The 19978-nt window shown below is 68.3% G+C and carries 15 protein-coding genes; 9 read left to right on the top strand and 6 right to left on the bottom strand.

The annotated features are described in order from the left end of the window. The first annotated feature begins 35 nt into the window (after positions 1–35). Positions 36–320 (top strand): Smr/MutS family protein, encoded by a 285-nt coding sequence (locus LX16_RS26070; RefSeq protein WP_147144638.1) that lies wholly within the window; start codon positions 36–38, stop codon positions 318–320. Positions 321–462: 142 nt separating this feature from the next. On the opposite strand, the gene LX16_RS26065 is transcribed toward LX16_RS26070, so the two are convergent. Beyond that, positions 463–1278 (bottom strand): hypothetical protein, encoded by an 816-nt coding sequence (locus LX16_RS26065; RefSeq protein WP_147144637.1) that lies wholly within the window; start codon positions 1276–1278, stop codon positions 463–465. A 233-nt stretch (positions 1279–1511) separates the two neighbouring features. After that, a complete protein-coding gene (locus LX16_RS26060; protein ID WP_147144636.1) occupies positions 1512–2606 on the bottom strand; it encodes a family 43 glycosylhydrolase in 1095 nt (364 codons plus the stop codon). Between the two features lie 286 nt (positions 2607–2892). Between LX16_RS26060 and LX16_RS26055 the strand changes: the two genes are divergently transcribed. The 7 genes from LX16_RS26055 to LX16_RS26025 all read left to right on the top strand — a co-directional run bounded on the left by LX16_RS26055 (position 2893) and on the right by LX16_RS26025 (position 11168). Beyond that, the gene (locus LX16_RS26055; protein ID WP_147144635.1) at positions 2893–3099 is read left to right on the top strand and encodes a hypothetical protein; all 207 of its coding nucleotides are present in this window, start codon (positions 2893–2895) and stop codon (positions 3097–3099) included. A gap of 560 nt (positions 3100–3659) precedes the next feature. Next, entirely contained in the window at positions 3660–4943 is a 1284-nt protein-coding gene (locus LX16_RS26050) for an ATP-binding protein (RefSeq protein WP_211354787.1), read from the top strand. Positions 4944–5735: 792 nt separating this feature from the next. After that, positions 5736–7355 carry a TROVE domain-containing protein gene (locus tag LX16_RS26045; RefSeq protein ID WP_147144634.1) on the top strand — a complete coding sequence of 540 codons (1620 nt, stop codon included), beginning with the start codon at positions 5736–5738 and terminating at the stop codon, positions 7353–7355. A 57-nt stretch (positions 7356–7412) separates the two neighbouring features. Further along, positions 7413–7934 carry an isochorismatase family protein gene (locus LX16_RS26040; protein WP_147144633.1) on the top strand — a complete coding sequence of 174 codons (522 nt, stop codon included), beginning with the start codon at positions 7413–7415 and terminating at the stop codon, positions 7932–7934. A gap of 116 nt (positions 7935–8050) precedes the next feature. Beyond that, on the top strand, positions 8051–8479 hold the full coding sequence (locus LX16_RS26035) for an OsmC family protein (protein ID WP_147144632.1): 429 nt from the start codon (positions 8051–8053) through the stop codon (positions 8477–8479). A 120-nt stretch (positions 8480–8599) separates the two neighbouring features. Next, entirely contained in the window at positions 8600–9541 is a 942-nt protein-coding gene (locus tag LX16_RS26030) for a DUF6528 family protein (protein ID WP_147144631.1), read from the top strand. A gap of 334 nt (positions 9542–9875) precedes the next feature. Beyond that, positions 9876–11168 (top strand): KamA family radical SAM protein, encoded by a 1293-nt coding sequence (locus LX16_RS26025; protein ID WP_147144630.1) that lies wholly within the window; start codon positions 9876–9878, stop codon positions 11166–11168. A gap of 48 nt (positions 11169–11216) precedes the next feature. Here the strand turns inward: LX16_RS26025 and LX16_RS26020 are convergent, their stop codons facing one another. Next, on the bottom strand, positions 11217–11906 hold the full coding sequence (locus tag LX16_RS26020; RefSeq protein ID WP_147144629.1) for an HAD family hydrolase: 690 nt from the start codon (positions 11904–11906) through the stop codon (positions 11217–11219). Between the two features lie 388 nt (positions 11907–12294). Beyond that, the gene (gene metH / locus LX16_RS26015; RefSeq protein WP_147144628.1) at positions 12295–15831 is read right to left on the bottom strand and encodes a methionine synthase; all 3537 of its coding nucleotides are present in this window, start codon (positions 15829–15831) and stop codon (positions 12295–12297) included. A gap of 190 nt (positions 15832–16021) precedes the next feature. Here metH and LX16_RS26010 point away from each other — a divergent pair, with 190 nt between their 5' ends. Further along, positions 16022–16885 carry a PAC2 family protein gene (locus tag LX16_RS26010; protein ID WP_147144627.1) on the top strand — a complete coding sequence of 288 codons (864 nt, stop codon included), beginning with the start codon at positions 16022–16024 and terminating at the stop codon, positions 16883–16885. Positions 16886–16889: 4 nt separating this feature from the next. Here the strand turns inward: LX16_RS26010 and LX16_RS26005 are convergent, their stop codons facing one another. Both LX16_RS26005 and mshC read right to left on the bottom strand, forming a co-directional pair. Further along, positions 16890–18587, bottom strand: a complete 1698-nt coding sequence (locus LX16_RS26005) for a hydrogenase maturation protein (protein ID WP_147144626.1) — start codon at positions 18585–18587, stop codon at positions 16890–16892. A gap of 134 nt (positions 18588–18721) precedes the next feature. Further along, positions 18722–19960 (bottom strand): cysteine--1-D-myo-inosityl 2-amino-2-deoxy-alpha-D-glucopyranoside ligase, encoded by a 1239-nt coding sequence (gene mshC, locus LX16_RS26000; protein WP_147144625.1) that lies wholly within the window; start codon positions 19958–19960, stop codon positions 18722–18724. Positions 19961–19978: the final 18 nt, after the last annotated feature.

Raw genomic sequence — 19978 nt, 5'->3', positions numbered from 1 at the left:
CGGCGTAACGGTGCCACGCGTGGGATGATCGGGACATGGCCAAACTCGTACTGGACCTCCACGACATCTACAACAAGGGCGACCAGATCGACAAGGCGCTGCGCGACGTCATCCAACAGGCCGTGGACAAGAAGATCACCACCGTCGAGATCATTCCCGGCAAGGGATCCGGCCAACTGAAGAAGAAGGTCATCCGGTTCCTGGAGCAGAAGGAGATCAAGGCGCTGTACCACCGGATCGACAAGGACTCCAAGAACTTCGGCCGCCTCTTCGTCTACTTCCAGCACAAGGACGCCAAGGGTAAGCGGAAGCGGGCGTGATCGCGCCCTTCGAAGCCCGTCCTGGCCACAACGACGGCCTCGTCGTCGCTTGAGGACGGTCTCTTCCGATCTCCGTACGAATTCGTGTGGGGCCTCCCCCTCGGGTGGGACACCCGAGGGGGAGGCACCGGGTCGGGCCGTGTCAGACGGCGCGGACGTGGAACACGGCCATGCGGGCGTCATGACCGTCGACGTTCATGTTGATGGTCTTGGTGTCGTTGAGGGTGATCTGTACGGAACCGTTGCCGGGCAGCCAGTGCAGGCGATCGATGCCGGTACCGAACGCCTTCCGCTCTGCGGACAGGTCCGACGCGGTGCCGAAGTCGGGACGGTTGGTGTCCGCCCCCCAGATCACCAGCCTGCCCGCGGCGTGGTGCGCACGTGCTCTGGCCCGGTGGATGTCACGCATCGCCCACCATTCGTCGCGCAGGTCCGTGCGCCGGTCGCCGTTGTACGCGTTCGCGATGTAGTGGGTGTTGAGCACCGCGAACTCGACGGCCGGATAGTCCTGGTGCCGGACGACGACCTCGTTGAACCAACGCGGCGGGGTGACATGCGGGATGCCGCCGTGTGCCCGCTGTGTCCGGCTGGACACGACGATCCACGGTCTACCGACACAGATCGGAATCCGGAACGAGGTCTGGTGACGCAGGAAGGCCTTGGTGTAGAGCGGGCCGAAGTAGTGGTCGATCATCCTCTCTTCGCCGGAGTCGCCCTCGCTGATCTCCTGGAAGCAGACCAGCGGCCTCGCCCTGTCGTCGGCGTTGCGCACGGCGTCGAAAGCCGCGTCGCGGGCACCGAGGTTGTTCCTCCCGATGTTCGCCGTGATCACCGGCAGCCGGAACCAGGGGGTCGCCGCCGATGCGGTGCCTGTGCCGGTGAGGGCGCCGGTGAGGGCGCCGGCGACTACGCCTCCTCCGAGCGCGATCGCCTTACGTCTACTGATCTTTCCGGTCATTTCGGACTCCTCGGAACACGTGATCGGACATGAAGTGTGAAGATGGACTTCTTGAGGTAGAGAACGGATCGAACGGGTGAGGCGGTCCCCGCGCCGTAGCCGGGCGATGGAGAATCGCACCCGGCCCGGCTACCGCAGCGGTGACCGACCTCGCGATACGTGGCCGGCGATCCTGCGCGAAACCTCTCGCTCACGCGGCGACTCGGAAGCCTCGCGCACGATCGCCGGATCGGTCACGCGACGTAGAAGCCGTTGGAGTCGCGCTTGAGTTCGCCGATGATCGGGTGGCGCTTGCCCGTGGCGGGGTTGTACCAGGCCCAGACGACGCACCGGCGGTTGTCCTCGGTGTAGATGACCGCCATGGCTCCGGGGCCGGGGTGGTTGCCGGGTAGGCCGCGGTACGGCCCGAGCCCGCCGGATCCGGTGTAACCGAAGTACGGCCGGTTCGCGCCGTCCTTTATGAGTTTGCACCGGGTCGCAGGAAGGGGATTCGTGCCGCAGTCGGCGATGCCGGTCGAGTACCGGGCGCTTCTCCAGTTGTTGCCGGAGAACAGCAGGTAGTAGCGTCCCTCGCCGCCGACGAAGATGGACGGGTTCTCGATGACGTGGGTTCCGCCGGACGCGTTCTCGGTGTCCCATTTGAGGTCTGTGCTCTTCAGCGCGTCACGGCGGGTGCTCCAGATGGCGGACCCGTCCGAACGGACCTGCACGATGGAGATGCCGGTCTCCGGATACGAGGTGATCGCGTCATCACGGTAGGCGACGTAGAGTTTGCCGTTGGCGACGAAGGGATTGGCGTCGATGGCCCATCGCCCGCCGCCGGGGCAGGCCCACTCGCCCCTGTTGACGAACGGCGACTTCGCTCCACCGGAGGTGGCCAGCCCGATGCACTTCTGGCCGGTTCCGGCCTTCGTCGCCGTGTAGTACATGTAGTACGTGCCGTTGAACGACGCCACACCGGGTGCCCAGATGGCACCGTTGTCCACCGCCCAGGAGCCGGGCCCGGAAGGTAGCGCGTCACCCGCCGCACAGTGGGACATCCCGACCGTGTCACCCGATCCGTGGTTGAGGAAGGGCACGTACAACGTCACCCCCGCCCGGGCGCCACAGCGGGGGCCGGCACCGGCGCCGACGGTCGTGCCGTAGGTGACGTAGGTGCGGTCCTTGGCCTGCACCGTGCTCGGATCGGCGAGCGCGAACGACGACGATCCCGTGGAGGCCTGGGCCTCGGTCGGCCCCACGAGTGCGTCGGGCGCCACCACCGCCGTCACCGTCAGTATCAGCGCCAACGTCAGCGTCCTCAGTAGCTTTCGTCTCGGTCTGGTCATCAGTCCTCCTTGGTCCAACGCGGGCCACCATCGTGGCCAGCGGGTCCATCACGCATCTATGGCGCCGCCATAAACCGACCACATCATCGGCGCCGCGGAACCACTGTGGACCTGGGCCGACGGGAGGGTCCGTCGGCATGGACACGCCGAGCCGGCTTAGACGCAGACATGCTCATAAGTCAATGGCCTAACGGATCGAACTCGTCGGCCACTTGACTATTGCGCTCCGGAAAACGATTGCCCAATAGTGGACATCGCGACAAAGCCCTCAATCGAAAGGACCACCATGCGTCTTCTCACCAAGGCCAACAACGCCGCCGACCGGATGCTCTCGAAGCTGCTCAAGGAATCCGGGGCGAAGGCGGGCTGCCCCAACGAATGCGGCAGTTGGAGCTCCTGCTACATCAGCGGAGTGTGCAGCGGCCTCCACACCAAGCGGCGGTCCTGCGTCAACTCCGCGTGCAACAGCTACTACCAGTACGCCTGCTGCTAGCACCTCACTCGGGCCGGGAAGTCGACGGCGGGGTGAACCGACCGTGGGCACCGGCCTGCATGAGACCCACGTCGTGGCGCTTGACGATCTCAGTGGATCGTCAAGCGCCACTCGGCTTCTTCGGCCATGTCCCCGACACGGAGAACACAGCCGCAGTCACCCGACGGAACGCACGGGTGGAATCACCACGGTGGGCGGGAGACCTCCGCGGAGTCGGACCTCCTCGGACGCCTACGCGCCCGGATCACATACCCGGTCCCTCGGATACCGGTCACCGTTCTCGGCGCCGGTCGCAGGGACACCGGCACCGCTGACGGCGAGGCCCCGGTGGTGTGGCGCCTCACCGATTCCCGAACCGGTACGCCGCTTCACGACCGGGACCGGTGCGCCGGCCGCCGACATGCCGCCCGGCCCCCGGCAGATCCACCACTCAGGCCCCGCAGAATCACCACGCGACCCCCGGCAGATCCACCACTCAGGCCCCGCAGATCCACCACGCGACCCCCGGCAGAATCACCACTCAGAGCCCGCAGAATCACCACGTCCGATATGATTACACCGTGTCCAACACACGTCACCACTTCCACCGCCATGCGACTACGCTGGTCGCAGAGGCACTCGACGACACGCGAGTCGTCGTTATCGAGGGTGCCCGGCAAACCGGCAAAAGCACGCTCGCCGAACTCTGCGTCAGCCGACAGCACAATAGTCACGTCAAGTACCTCGACGACCCCCAAACCCGCCATGCCGCACAGGCCGATCCCGTGGAGTTCCTCACCGCCGACGGCACGGTGTTGGTGGACGAGGTTCAACTGGTTCCCGATCTCTGGCTCGCCATAAAGTATCTCGTCGATCGAGACCCACGACCGGGTCGATTCCTCCTCACCGGATCAGCCAGGCTTCTGGCACTGAAGCAGATCCCGGCCGCGATGCCCGGAAGGGCCGAAACGATCGAACTATGGCCGCTGTCGCAGGGAGAGATCTTGGGCATGCCCGATCGATTCGTCGATGCGGTGTTCAACCTCGGTAGCGAACTCCGGGTCGGGCCATCGGACGTACGACGCAGTGACTACGTCCAACTAGCCAAGCGGGGCGGCTTTCCCGAAGCGGTTCGACGTGAAACACCTCGTCGGCGAAGTAGGTTTTTCTCCGGTTACCTCAACGATCTCATGGTGAGAGACGTCCATCAGGTTGCCGACATCGAACGCCCCGCGGACATGCGACGCCTCGTCGAACTCCTCGCCGCTCAATCGGCGGGTCTGCTCAACCAACAACGGCTCTCGAATGATTTGGCGAGCCCGGCCAGCACCATCGGCAGGTACCTCGCAATCCTGGAGACGATCTATCTCATACAGCAGATCCCGGCGTGGAGCAGCGGAGCCACCGGTCGCGCGGTCAAACGCCCGAAGCTCGTCTTCACCGACCCCGGGCTCGCCGCGCATCTGGTGGCAGGCGCGTTCGACGACAGGACGACCGGTGGTCTGATCGAGACCTTCGTCCTCGGCGAACTCACTCGGCAGCTCTCCTGGTGTGACACCGATGCGCGGCTCTACCACTACCGAGACCGGGACGGCCACGAGATCGACGCGATCTTGGAGGACAGCAGCGGCCGAGTCGTCGCCATCGAAGTCAAGTCGTCGGGAATGGTTCGCGCCGAAGACCTTCGATCCTTGAACCACCTACGCGACCGGCTCGGCGACCGGTTCCATGCGGGTGTCGTGCTGTACACCGGATCCGAACAGTACTCACTAGGCCCAGGCATCCGTTGCATTCCGATCAGTTCGCTATGGACCACGGATTCCGATGGTGCTACCCACCGATCGGAGGAATCCGGTCAGTCGTGACGCCATTGCGCTCGGGGGAGGGCACAATGGTGGAGAGCCGGTTTCCAGGGTTTCGTCCCCGTAGCGGCCGACCGTACCCACCACTCGGCATCATGGTGCGGCGTGCTGTGACAGCCGGGGCGGTTCAGCCGGTCTCGAGACGACAATCCGTGGCTACGGTCCTCCTTGCGCCCCGCCAAAATGGTGTCAGTACCTGCATGCTGGTAACCGCGGCAGCCCGGAGAGGTACGGCCGTGCTCCGGCTGCTGGTATGCCTGGGCCAGCAGCTCCCGGGTTCCCCAGGGCGACCCACGCTCCCAGACGCCGCAATCAGGCATATTCACGTCCTCGGCGGCGGGTTGCGGGCGGTGCGTATATTCGCTGGCGCCCACACCGCCGCCTCGCGCATCCTGGTGTGGCCGTTGGGAACGCACCGGTGCTCACATCCCGAGTACCGGATACGTCCGAGACGGTACAACTGAAGACTTCCACGCCCGGTGCGCAGACGACGGTTACTTCGACTGTTAATCGGCAGGTTGCGGGTTCGAGTCCCGCCCACCCCCGTGGTGGTAGCTCAATCGGTAGAGCGGCACGTACCGGCGTCGACTCGATCTCGGGCGTGGACACGACGACGACCGTGCCCGGTGCGAAGGGGTGGGCTACTTCCTCTTTCAACGGATGCCGTGCGGATCGTACCCGGACCCTCGGGTCCGTCACCGATCCGTCGGCATGTTCCCGCTCCGCCTCGAACTCGGGCACGGTCTCGCCGGAGGGCTTCGACGCTCCACCGGCGACCGAGACTCCGAGGCCACCATGAGCAAGTTCAACACGTCGAAGGTCCGCGCGGCGGTCGGTTCCGTCATCACCGCCACCGCCGAACCCGCCGCCCGCACGGCGGAGGGCGCCCCCGGTTTCGCGAGGGACCCGAAGAGCGAACTGTTCCTGCTCGCGGTCGCCAACATGGTCGGCGAACCCACGTTCTACGAGTCGGCCGACGGCCGGGACGACCGCTTCCGGACCCTCGTCCACACCGTGGCGGTCGAGGACCCCGCATGGACGCGTGCGTTCCTGGCGTGGCTGCGCACCGGCGCGCACATGCGTTCGGCGGCCCTGGTGGGCGGCCTGGAGGCCGCGAAGGCACTGCGCGACGCGGGCCTGCCGGGTGGACGGCAGATCACCGCCTCGGTGCTGCAGCGCGCCGACGAGCCGGGTGAGGCGATCGCCTACTGGTTCGGGCGGTACGGCCGCCGGATTCCCAAGCCCGTCAAGCGGGGCATCGCCGACGCGGCACGCCGACTCTACAGTGAACGGTCACTGTTGAAGTACGACACGTCGTCGCACGCGGTCCGGTTCGGTGACGTCCTGGAACTGACCCACCCCGCCCCGGCCGCCGACAAGCCCTGGCAGGGTGCCCTGTTCGACCACGCGCTCGGTCGTCGCCGCGACCGCGGCAACCCGGTGGACGCGGACGTCCTGCCGGTCGTGGCCCGCAACGCGGCGCTGCGGGCGCGCGTCGCCGACGACCCCACGGTCCTGACCGATCCCGACGCACTGCGGGCGGCCGGAATGGCCTGGGAGGACGCCCTGTCCCTCGCCGGCCCCAAGGCCGACAAGGCACGCCTGTGGGAGGCGATGATCCCGTCCATGGGATACATGGCCTGCCTGCGGAATCTGCGCAACTTCGACGAGGCGGGGGTCTCCGACGAGGTCGCCGCGACCGTGGCGGCACGGCTCTCCGCCCCGGGTGAGGTCGCTCGGTCACGGCAGCTGCCGATGCGGTTCCTGTCGGCGTACCGCGCGGCACCGTCGCTGCGGTGGTCGTACCCGTTGGAGACCGCGCTGCAGCACTCGCTCGCCAACATCGCGCCGCTGCCGGGCCGGACGCTGATCCTGGTCGACACGTCGGGGTCGATGAACGCCCGCTTCTCACGCGACGGCACACTCATGCGCTGGGACGCGGCGACCCTGTTCGGCCTGGCCATCGCCGATCGCAGTGAGCGCGCCACCATCGTGTCGTTCTCGGGATCCTGGTACGGGCACGAGCAGCACGAGGGCACGAAGGTGTTCAAGCTCCGGAAGCGGGAGTCGGTGCTGCGCGCGTTGTCCCGCTGGCGCAACGACGGGTACTTCATCGGAGGCGGCACGGAGACCGAGGTCGCCGTCACCCGCCACTACCGGGACCACGACCGGGTGATCATCCTGACCGACGAGCAGGCGCACGGCAACGGTCCGGACGTGACCCGCGCGGTGCCCGCGCACGTGCCGGTCTACACCTGGAACCTGGCCGGATACCGGTACGGTCACGCGCCTTCGGGCCACGGCACCCGGCACACCTTCGGCGGTCTCACCGACGCGGGGTTCCGGATGATCCCGTTGCTGGAGGCGGGTCGTGACGGCACCTGGCCGTGGGAGGGCTCCGACCGTCCCGGGTGAATCGGCGTCCGGTGTCCGTCCCGCCGTACTGTCACAGCCGTGTGAGAGGGTGCCGCAATGACGGATACCGCACTCCTGTTCATCGACGTCCAACGGAACATGTTGGTCGGCGACACCGCCTCCCCGGTCGCGGGGACACTCACACCGGTGCTGAGGTCCCTGCTCGACCGGGCGCGCGCGTCGGGTGCCGCCGTGGTCCACGTCCTGAACGACGGTGGCCCGGGTGACCCCGACCGGCCCGGTACCGACGGCTGGCAACCGGTGTTCGAGGCCGAGCCGGGCGAGACGGTGGTGCGGAAGACCGAGAACGACACGTTCGCCTCCAATCCGGAACTCGCCGAGCGGTTGCGCGCCGACGGGGTCGAGACCGTCGTGATCGCCGGCCTGCAGAGCGAGTACTGCGTGAAGGCGACGACGCTGTCGGCGCTGGCGGCGGGTTTCGACGTCCGGCTGGTGGGCGACGGCCACGGCACCTATCCGGACGGACGACCCGCCGAGGAGGTCGCCGCCGAGACCAACGAGGAGTTGTCGAGGTCCGGCGTGACCGTCGTCCCGTCCGCCGAGGCCTTGACCGGCTGAGCAACCCGCCAAAGCCGGAGCCTCGTGTGATGGCCGGATCGGGCCGCGACCGGTGTTAGCCTGCGGTTGTACGCTGCGGCCGGCGCCGCAGTCACCGCGATCGAGGAGACACCATCATGGCAACGGTTCGCACCGCACGCACCAACTGGGACGGCGACCTCCAGTCCGGTAAGGGCACCGTCCACTTCGAGTCCTCCGGGTTGCCGGAGACCGACGTGACGTGGGCGGCGCGTTCGCAGGACGCCAACGGGAAGACCAGTCCCGAGGAGCTGATCGCCGCCGCCCATTCCGCGTGCTTCTCCATGGCGCTGTCGGCGGGCCTGGCGAAGGCGGGGACACCCCCGGAGAGCCTCGACACCAAGGCGGAGGTCACCTTCGACCCGGCCGCGGGCGGGATCACCGGGATCCACCTGACGGTGCACGGCAAGGTGCCGGGCATCACCGCGTCCGAGTTCCTCGACGCGACCGAGAACGCCAAGGCCAACTGCCCGGTGAGCAAGGCGCTCGCGGCGACCACCATCACGCTGCAGGCCGTACTCGACTGACGGGCGGCGACCGACGGCCACGGCGCGGGGAACGTCCGTCCCGCGCTGTGGCCGTTTTGTGGCACTCGCCACGCACACTGACGGGCAGGCACGGACGTCCAGTGTGATGAGGAGTAGCCGATGAGAAGACGCACGCTGTTGCGAGGAGCGGCCCTGGCCGTGCCGGCCACCGTGCTGGCGGGCGCCGGTACCGCCGCCGCCGACGTCTCCACCACCGCGAACTTCCGGGTGGTCGTGACCGAACAGGTCTCCAACCGGATCATGGTGTTCGACAAGGACTCGGCGTTCACCGACGCCAACGTCTACAAGACGTTCAGCCCCGGAGGCGGCGGCTGGTCGAACCTGTCCGATGTGCGGATCCGTGACACGGCGTCGTTCGGCGTCGTCGGCCTGGCGGCGGCGTCGGGCGGCAACGTCGGCATCTGGAACGTCACCGACGAGAAGCACCAGGAGTCGAACGATCTGTTGTGGAGTGCGGCTCCGGGCGGCAATCCGCACGCCGCCGAACGCATCCCCGACATCGGCGCGATCGTCACAGCCTCCTCGCACGGCTACCTGACGGTGTACGGCCCTACGGCCGTCAGCCGCCCCGAAACCCTCGCGAAGGTGCAGACGGTCAGCCTCCCCGGCGCCCACGGGGTGCTGTGGGATCCCACGATCAACCGGTTGTGGGCAATCGGCGACAAGACACTGCGCACGTACGAGGTGACCGGAACCTACCGGAACACCCGGCTGCGCTACACCGGGCAGTCCATCACGCTGCCCGGCCTGGGGCACGATCTGCAACCGGACTACTCGGACCCGGGTCGACTGTGGATCACCGACACCTACGGCATCTACCGGGTCGTCAAGAGCACGATGCAGGCGCCGAAGTATTCGAGCAGCCGCCGGGTCAAGTCCTTCGTACGGCATTCGAGTGGCGAGGACTTCTGGGTGCAGGCCGACGACACCGGTTCCCGGACCTGGGGAAGCCCGACCGTCGTCTTCTCCCAGTCGGACGACCGCACCCGCTCCGGCGCCGAGTTCTACAAGGCGCGCTGGTACGCCACGTCCTTCCACTGACACCGCGCACACCACGGCGAACCGGCCCGTATGCTCGCGGGCCGGTTCGCCGTTTCCATCCACGTGACGCCACCGAATCGATCGCGTCACCCCTCGCCGTGAGGACGGGCCGTGGCGCTACCTGCTGTTACGCCCACGTTCCGTCGCCTTCCTCTGTTGACAATCCGATGATCGTACGGTTTGCTGGAATGACAGTGGAAATGAAGAAGGATTAGACACCGGACATTTCCCCCCCTCGCCGCGAGGTCACGCGGCCGAACGTCGTACACCTCGGCGGGCTGACACCGGGAACGGGTCGGCCCGCCGACATATCCCCACAAAGGAGGCTGATCACGTGTCGTCGCCTATTACCGAGGGACGCAGGTTCCGCGCCTACACCACCAGGCACCTCGACGAACTTCTCGAACGTGCGGGCCTCTCCGGCGAACAGCGACTGCGTGCCCGCGCCGTCGCGACAGTGCTGCCCTTCCGTACCAACGCATACGTGGTCGACGAGCTGATCGACTGGTCCGCCGCCCCCGACGACCCCATGTACCGGCTGGTGTTCCCGCAGGAGGACATGCTCCCCGCCGAGGACGTCACCGCGCTGGCCGCCCTGCTCGACACCGATCCCCGCGGGCCACGGCTCAAGGCCGCCGCGGCGGCGGTCCGCCGCCGGCTCAACCCGCACCCGGCCGGCCAACTGGAACTCAACCGCCCCACCGTCGGCGACAGCCGGCTGCAGGGCATCCAGCACAAGTATCGCGAGACGGTGCTGTTCTTCCCGCAACAGGGCCAGACCTGCCACGCGTACTGCACCTACTGCTTCAGGTGGGCGCAGTTCGTCGGCGACGCGGACCTGAAGATGGCCAGCAACGACATAGACGAACTGGTCCGGTATCTCGGCGAACACCCCGAGGTCACCAGTGTCCTGATCACCGGAGGCGATCCGATGATCATGGGAGAACCGGTACTGCGGCGTTACCTCACACCGCTGCTGGAGCTGGAGCAGATCGAGTCGATCCGCTTGGGCACCAAGGCACTCGGATACTGGCCGCAGCGGTTCGTCACCGACCCCGACGCCGACGCCACCCTGCGGCTGTTCGAGGAGGTGGTGGCCGCGGGGAAGAACCTGGCCGTCATGGCCCACTTCACGCATCCGCGCGAACTGGAGTCCGAACTGGTCGCCGACGCCGTCCGGCGGATCCGTGACACGGGTGCGATCATCCGTACCCAGGCACCACTGATCCGTTCGATCAACGACCGTCCCGAACTGTGGTCGGGCATGTGGCGGACCCAGCACCGGATGGGCATGGTCCCGTACTACATGTTCGTGGAACGCGACACCGGCCCGCAGGACTACTTCGCCGTACCGCTGGCCAGGGCGTTCGACATCTTCCGTGAGGCGTACTCGCAGGTGTCCGGCCTGTGCCGGACGGTTCGCGGCCCGTCGATGTCGGCCGACCCCGGGAAGGTGTGCGTCGACGGCGTGGCCGAGATCGGTGGCGAGCGGGTCTTCGTGCTCCACATGATCCAGGCCCGGGATCCCGAGCTGGTCGGGACGCCGTTCTTCGCCGAATACGATCCGCACGCGGTCTGGCTGCACGACCTCAAGCCCGCCTTCGCGGACCGCTTCCCGTTCCAGTAACGAAGCCCACCGGGGCCGGCCGTCACCGGGCGGCCCCGTGTCAGGGACTCACCCGATCGGTGACTCCCTGGTCATGAGTCCGGCGTGGGCGCGCCGCAACGCCGCCACGTCGACGCCTCGCAGCGACTCGCTCACCGCCACGCCCGGACGGGCCGGAATCGAGACCTCACTCGGCACCGCCAGCACCGGAACGCCCGCCGCGCTCGCGCTGGCGACCCCGGTGACGGAGTCCTCGATCGCGAGGCAGTCGCCGGGATCCAGGCCCAGTGCGCGGTAGGCGGTGGCATACGGCTCCGGGTCGGGCTTGTTCCTGGCGACCTCGTCGCCGCACACCGTCACGGTGAAGTTCGAGGCCCCGATCGTGCCGATGATGATGTCGACGAGTTCCCTACCGGTCGCGGTGACCAGGGCGGCGGGAATGCCGGACCGGCGGACGTCGGCCAACAGGTCGGCGGCACCCGGCCGCCATGTCATGCCCGCCGCGAACAGGACCTTCATCCGCTCGATCAGCCACCGGGTGTTGGCGGGCACGGTGTCGTGCGGCAGCCCCCATTCGGAGTGCAGCACCTCGACGGACTCGGTCTGGTCCATGCCGACCAACCGGGCCCGGGTCGCCGGGTCGAGGGTGCGGCCGAGTTCGCCCGCCAGGTCCCGCAACCCCACCTCCCACAACCGTTCACTGTCCAGAAGGGTGCCGTCCATGTCGAACAGCACGGCGCGCAGTTCAGGTTCGGGCATCGGTCTCTCTATCTGTCGGCACGGCCACGCCGTCATGTTCCCCGGTGAGGGCCGGCGGGTGTCGGCGGAGACACGTCGGTGTGCCGCGCGCCTCAACACGTTCCACGGCGACGCCGGGCCGGTTCCGGGGCCGGGCCGTCAAAGATAGCGGTTGCCGCTCGGGGTCCCGTCGCCACACCTTCCGACAGTGCCCGCCTCACACGTACCGCAGGCGACACCCACCGGTACGCCGGGCGAACACGTCACGACCGACACGGCTCGTGACGGCGCGAAACCGGACATCGCGCTCATCGAGGTGTCGAAGGCCCGGATGGCCGGCCGCGCCGACGCCCGGTTCCGCGCGTCACTTGGCATTTCTGTGTTTCTGCTTCAACGCGAAATGACTTCGTCATTTCGCGTTGAAGTACGACGCATCCGGGTGGTGGATGACCAGGGCGTCGGTCGACTGTTCCGGCGTGAGCTGGAGTTCCTCGGTCAGTTCCACACCGATGCGTTCCGGTTCGAGGATGGCGACGGTCTTGGCGCGGTCCTCCAGCTCCGGGCAGGCGGCGTAGCCGAACGAGTAACGGCAGCCCCGGTAGTCGACCTTGAGGATCCCCGGGAGGTCGGCCGGATCGGAGTCACCGACGGTGCCGCCTCCGGGCAGCACCAGCTCCCGGCGCATCCGTTGGTGCCAGTACTCCGCCAACGCCTCGGTGAGCTGCACGCTCAGCCCGTGGACCTCGAGGTAGTCGCGGTAGGCGTGTTGCGCGAAGAGTTTCGCGGTGTACTCGCTGGCGGCCCGGCCGATGGTCACCAACTGCAGGCCGATGACGTCGAGCTCACCGCCGCGCGCCTCCACCTCCTCACGGCTGCGGAAGAAGTCCGCGATGCACAGCCGGCGTTCGTGACGCTGGCGCGGGAAGTCGAACCGCGCCCGCTCGGAGTTGCCGTTCTCGTCCAGGACGACGACGGTGTTCCCCTCCGAATAGCAGGGGAAGTAGCCGTACACCACGGCCGCCTCCAGCACCTTGTCGGTCGCCAGCCGATCCAGCCAGTACCGGAGCCGGGGACGGCCCTCGGTCTCCACCAACTCCTCGTAACTCGGGCCGTCGTTCCCCCGGGAGGGTTTGAGGCCCCACTGACCGAGGAAGGTCGCCCGTTCGTCGAGCATGCCCGCGTAGTCGGCGGTGTGCAGGCCCTTGACCACCCGGGTGCCGTAGAACGGCGGCGTGGGGACCTCGACGTCCCTGGCGACGTCGGAGCGGACGCTGTCGTCGTCCAGCGCGGGGGCGGTGTCGGCGACCACTGAGGCGTGACGTGCCCGCCGTTCCCGCCGTAGCGCGATCTTGGCCTGCCGTTCGGCGTCGATCACGGGGGCGCCACCCCGGCGTGCCGTCATGACCCGCTGCATGAGGTCCAGTCCCTCGAAGGCGTCCTTGGCGTAGTGGACCTCGCCGTCGACGAACATCTCACGGAGGTCGTCCTCGACGTAGGCGCGGGTGAGGGCCGCACCGCCGAGCATGACCGGCCACCGCGACGCCAGGCCGCGCGCCATCATCTCGGCCAGGTTCTCCTTCATGATGACGGTGCTCTTGACGAGCAGCCCCGACATGCCGATGGCGTCGGCGTTGTGGCGTTCGGCGGCCTCCACTATGGCGTTGATGGGCTGCTTGATGCCGATGTTGACGACGCTGTACCCGTTGTTGGACAGGATGATGTCGACGAGGTTCTTGCCGATGTCGTGGACGTCGCCCTTGACGGTGGCGAGCACGATGGTGCCCTTGCCCTCGGCGTCGGACTTCTCCATGTGCGGCTCCAGGTGGGCCACCGCGGTCTTCATGACCTCCGCCGACTGGAGTACGAAGGGCAACTGCATCTGTCCGGAACCGAAGAGTTCTCCGACGGTCTTCATGCCGTCGAGGAGTACGTCGTTCACGATGTCCAATGCGGACATGTCGGCCAGGGCGGCGTCGAGGTCGGCCTCCAGGCCCTTGCGTTCGCCTTCGACGATCCTGCGGGCGAGCCGCTGCTCCAGTGGCAGTGCGGCGAGCTCCTGTGCGCGTGTCGCGCGGGCGGCGGCCATGTCCACGCCCGCGAACAGCTCGATGAACCGCTGGAGCGGGTCGTAGCCCTCGCGTCGACGGTCGTACACCATGTCGAGCGCCACCTGGCGCTGCTCCTCGGGGATCCGGTTCATGGGCAGGATCTTGGAGGCGTGGACGATGGCGCTGGTCAGGCCGGCCTCCACGCACTCGTGGAGGAACACCGAGTTCAGAACCTGACGGGACGCGGCGTTCAGTCCGAAGGAGACGTTGGAGATGCCCAGTGTGGAGTTGACTCCGGGATAGCGCCGCGTGATCTCCCTGATGGCCTCGATCGACTCCAGGGCGTCGCGGCGGGTCTCCTCCTGCCCGGTCGATATCGGGAACGTGAGGGTGTCCACGAAGATGTCGGGCAGTGCCATGCCCCAGTTCTCGACGAGGTCGTCGATGGTGCGGGCCGCGATCTCGACCTTCCGTTCGGCGGTGCGGGCCTGTCCCTCCTCGTCGATGCACATCACCACGACGGACGCGCCGTGCTCGACGATGGCGGGCATCGCCCGGGCGTACCGGGACTCCGGTCCGTCGCCGTCCTCGAAGTTGACGGAGTTGACGATGCACCGGCCGCCCAACGCCTCCAGCCCGGCCCTGATGACGTCGGGCTCGGTGGAGTCGAGCATGACCGGCAGCGTGGAGGCGGTCGCGAACCGGGAGGCGAGTTCGTGCATGTCGCGGCTGCCGTCCCGGCCGACGTAGTCGACGCAGAGGTCGAGGACGTGTGAGCCGTCGCGGGCCTGGTCCCTGGCCACCTCGACGCAGTGGTCCCAGTCGCCGGCGAGCATGGCCTCCCGGAACGCCTTGGATCCGTTGGCGTTGGTCCGCTCCCCCACCATGAGGATGCTCGCGTCCTGGGCGAACGGCACGTGGTGGTAGGAGGACGCCACGCCCGGTTCGATGGTGGGGTGCCGTTCGACGGGCGACCGCCCGGCCATGCGCTCGGACAGTTGCCGGATGTGTTCCGGGGTGGTGCCGCAACAACCGCCGACCAGCCCGACGCCGTATTCGTCGACGAAACGGTCGAGGGCGTCGGCCAGTTCCGGCGGGGTCAACGGGAACACCGCGCCGTCGGGTCCCAGCTCGGGCAGCCCGGCGTTGGGCATCACCGACAACGGGATCGGGGAGTACCGCGACAGGTAGCGCAGGTGCTCGGTCATCTCGGCGGGGCCGGTCGCGCAGTTGAGCCCGATCAGGTCGACCTTGAGCGCGGTCAGGGCGGTCAGGGCGGCGGCGATCTCACTGCCGACGAGCATGGTGCCGGTGGTCTCCACCGTGACCGAGGCGATGATCGGGATCTCGACGCCGAGCCGGCGGGCGGCGCGCTGCGCGCCCACGATGCCCGACTTGGTCTGTAGGAGGTCCTGGGAGGTCTCGACGATGAGGGCGTCCGCGCCTCCCTCGATGAGACCGGCCGCGCATTCGGTGTAGGCGTCGCGCAGGCGCGCGTAGGGCGCGTGTCCCAGCGTCGGCAGCTTGGTGCCCGGCCCCATGGAGCCGAGGACGAAACGGGGCCGGTCGGCGGTGGCGTGGCCGTCGGCGACCTCCCTGGCCAGTCTCGCCGAGGCGAACGCGAGTTCGTGGGTGCGGTGGGCGATGTCGTACTCGCCGAGGTTGCCCAGGTTCGCACCGAAGCTGTTGGTCTCGACGCAGTCGGCACCCGCCCGGAAGTAGGCGTCGTGGATGTCCCGGACGATGTCGGGGCGGGTCACGTTCAGGATCTCGTTGCAGCCTTCCATCCCCTGGAAGTCGTCCATGTCGGGATCGGCGTCCTGCAGCATCGTGCCCATGGCCCCGTCCGCGACCAGGATCCGGTGACGCAGGGTGCTGAGAAATGAGTTCGGCTGCATGCGACAAGACTAACGGCGAACCGGACGACACCGCCCCGGCATACCCGACGCCGACGGGCCGCCGGGCAGGTCAGCGCCGCGACCGGGGCCGCGCGCGGGTTCGGTGAATTCCCGGATGCCGGGACGGAGGCCGGAACGCGGGATTCAGGCGTCCTGTCGCACTTCGCGAACCGGGACGTACCCTGACGAGGTGACAGTGTTCGACGGACTTCCGGTACTGCGGTCGCCGGTTCTGGTGGCGGCCTTCACCGGCTGGAACGACGCCGCGGATTCGGCCAGCCATGTCATCGCCCACTTGAGCGAGCAGTGGCAGGCGACGCACGTGGCCACCATCGATCCGGATCCCTACTACGACTTCCAGATGGCGAGACCGACCGTGAAGGTCACCGCGGAAGGTGTACAGCGGGTGGACTGGCCGTTCAGCGGTTTCTCGGTGGCCTCACCCGCCGACGCCGATCGCGACGTGGTGCTGTTGACGGGCTCCGAACCGAGCATGCACTGGCGCGGGTTCTGCGAGGAGATCGCCGAGATCTGCCACAGCCTGGAGATAGAACAGGTGATCCTGCTGGGCGCCCTGATGGCCGACGTCGGCTACGCGAAGCCGCTGCCGGTGTCGGGGACCTCGAACGACCCCGCGCTGGCCCGGCGGCTGAAGATGGACCCGGTCGACTACGAGGGGCCGGGCGGCATCATCGCCCTGCTGCACGCGACGTTCCAGCACATCGAGATTCCGGTCACATCCTGCTGGGTCCACGTGCCGCACTACGCGGCGACCGCTCCCTGCCCCAAGGCGACGCTGGGCCTGCTGCATCGCCTGGAGGAGCTGCTGGACCTGCCCGTACCGGCGGGCGCGCTGGTGGAGAAGACGGCGCAGTGGGAGAACGAGGTAACCCAGTTGGTGGAGTCCGACACCGACATCGCCGAGTACATCAACTCACTCGACGACGCCGGTGAGGGCGATGCCGAGCCCTCCGGCGACGACATCGCCCGCGACTTCGAACGCTACCTGCGGCGGCGCGGCCCACAGGGAGACGGCGACACGGGCCGCGACTGACGCCTCAGGCCGAGTCGCCGACCAGGCTCCAGCGGTGTCGCGCCAACCGGGTCGGCGTCTCGGTGGGCGCCGTCTTGCCCACGAACGCGCGCCGCGCCGCGGCGAATCCGCTTCGGTCGTCGAAGAAATCCTTGGCCATCTCGGCGAGTTCGGCCGCCGCGTAGTACGCGGGCGGCCGGGTCCCCTGCAGCACCCTCGACTTGGCCGCCAGCGCCTCGGCGTGCCATTCCGGCTCGGCGTAGGAGGCCGCCAGGTCGGCGAGCCAGTCCCGGAACCGGTCCCAGTCGCGTGGCCCGACCGCGTCCACGAGGCCGATGCCGGCGGCGGCCTCCGCGTCCACCGGCAGCTTCTCGGTCAACAGCCGGGTCGCGGTGGCGTGCCCGACCCGGCGGGGAAGGGTGTACGTGTGGAGTTCGGAGCCGTACAGGCCCATGTCGTAGTACGGATTGAGCACGACGCCCCGCCGGGCGACGACGATGTCGGCGGCGAGGCCGAGCATGACGCCGCCCGCCCCGGCGCCGCCGGTGAACGCGGCGATGGTGAGCTGGCCGGTACACGACACCAGTGCGGTGCACAGCCGGTTGATGGCGTTGATGTTGCGCCACGCCTCCATGGCAGGGTCGGGTGCCGCTTCGATGACGTTGAGGTGGATGCCGTTGGAGAAGTTCTGTGGTGACCCGCTGAGGACGAGCACACGGGTGTCCTGCGCCAGCGCGGTCTCCAGGGCGGCGGCGATGCGCTCGCACTGCGCGGTGGACATGGCGCCGTTGTAGACCCGGAAGTCGAGGTGGCCGACGTCACCGACGCGGCGGTACGTGGTCTCCTGGAGCGGGGCGGGCACCGGCATGTCGGGGACGGGTTCGTCGAACACCGTGGTGGCGGGCAGTTTGACGCCGGCGCCGCCGGCGTCGCGGGGTTCCTTGACGTGGCCGATCCACACGGTCTTGTCGCCGGTGGCGACGGCGATGGCGTCCTGTCCTCTACCGATGACGGTGCCGGGGTAGAAGCGTCGGGGCCTGCCCTCGGCCACGGCGGCGTCGTAGACGTACACCGTCCGGCCCTCGATCTCGGTACGCACACCGGGTGCGGAGTCGGCCGCGTGGATCCGCCGGACTATCTGCTCGGCGGGTTGGCTCCAGTCGAACTCCCGGTCCGCCCGGCGCATCGAGGGCCGGGTGCGCGCGTGGGTCACCGGGCGCGGCATGTCCTCTTGGGACACGGGCTGGAAGCCGGGATCGGCGGCCTTGGCGACGACCTCCTCCATACAGGACATGGCGGCGTCGGCCACCGGTCCGTTGTAGAGGGCCGCCTTGGAGGTCGGCGGTTCCGGCATGGGGAACGTCCGTGACGCCCATACGGGGCCGGCGTCCATCTCCTCCACGGCCGACAGGGCGGTGACGCCCCACAGTCCCTCCTGCTCCTGGATCGCGTAGTCGAGCGACGAGGGACCGCGGTCGCCGACGGGACCGGGATGGACGATGACGGTGGGCCATTTGCGCCATATCTCGGCGGGCACACGGTGTTTGAGGAACGGACACAGGATCAGTTCCGGCGAGACGGCGTGCACGACCGCGACCAGGGAGTCCGGTGTGGAGTGCACGGGGGCCAGTTCCACGGTCACGTCGTGCCCGGCGGCACGCAGGGCGCACCAGGCGCGCTGGGTCAGGCCGTTGAAGGCCGAGACCAGCAGCAGGATCTTCACTCGGGGGGCTCCTTCGCGTCGGACAGGGGTCGGCGAGGGTGACGACAGCCAGCCACCCTACCGTGGTTATGTCCGATATGTGATGGGGGTCGCGCCCCGGACTCTCGCCGGTCCCGGCACCTCACCGGCCGCACTCAGAGTGCGACGCCGAGCAATCCCTCCACAGTGTCCTTCGCGACGGACGGTTCACCGGATCCGGGCGCCGACTGCGCCAGTGTGGCGTCCGCCCACGCGTCCACCGCCGCCAGCGCCCCCGCCGTGTCGAGGTCGTCGGACAACCGGTCACGCACCGACGCCAGCATCGGCCGCGGATCCGCCTGCCCCTCGGTCGTCGCCGCCAGCCGCCACCGCGAGAGCCGGTCGAGTGCGGTCTTGAGCACCGCGTCGTTCCACTCCCGGTCGGAACGGTAGTGGTCGGCCAGCAGCCCGAGCCGTATCGCGCCCGGATCGACGCCGTCGGCGCGCAACCGCGACACGAATACCAGGTTGCCCCGGCTCTTGGACATCTTCTCGCCGTCGAGACCGATCATCCCGGCATGGACGTAGTGCCCCGCGAAAGGCGTGACGCCGGTCGCGACCTCGGCGTGCGCCGCCGACATCTCGTGATGCGGGAAGATCAGGTCGTTGCCGCCACCCTGCACGTCGATCCGGTCGCCGAGGTGCCGCAACGCGATGGCCGCGCACTCGATGTGCCAGCCGGGACGGCCCGGTCCCATCGGGGACGGCCAACTGGGTTCACCGGCGCGGCCGCCACGCCACAGCAACGGGTCCAGGCTGTCGCGTTTGCCGGCCCGGTCGGGGTCCCCGCCCCGTTCCCCGAAGTAGCGCAGCATGGTGTCCCGGTCATAGTGCGACTCGCCGCCGAAACCGGGGGCCGCCGACACCGGGAAGTAGTAGTCACCCGTGCCGTCGTCGAGCGGATAGGCGGCACCGGCCTCCCGAAGCCGCTCGACCATCGCGGCGACCAGGTCCATCGACTCCACCGCGCCGACGTACGCGCGCGGCGGCAGGATGGACAGCGCCTCCATGTCCTCCCGGAACAGGGCGGTCTCCCGCAGGCCTAGCACTATCCAGTCCTCGCCGTCGCGTTCGGCCCGCTCGAACAGCGGGTCGTCGACGTCGGTGACGTTCTGGACGTAGTTCACGTCGTGGCCGTTGTCCCGCCACACCCGGTTGATCACGTCGAAGGTGATCATGGTCGCGGCGTGTCCCAGGTGCGTGGCGTCGTACGGGGTGATCCCGCAGACGTACATGCGCGCCGCGTCGTGTACCGGCACGGCCGGGGCGACGGCCTGACGGGCGGTGTCGTACAACCGCAACGGCTCGCCCCCACCGGGGGGCTGTGGAAGTCGGGGTGCCTGCCAAGATTCCATGATCCGAGCCTAGACGCC

Source organism: Stackebrandtia albiflava, from assembly GCF_007994225.1.
Taxonomy (GTDB): Bacteria; Actinomycetota; Actinomycetes; order Mycobacteriales; family Micromonosporaceae; genus Stackebrandtia; species Stackebrandtia albiflava.
Note: the sequence above shows the minus strand (reverse complement) of the source record. Positions and strands in the feature narration are given on the sequence as shown.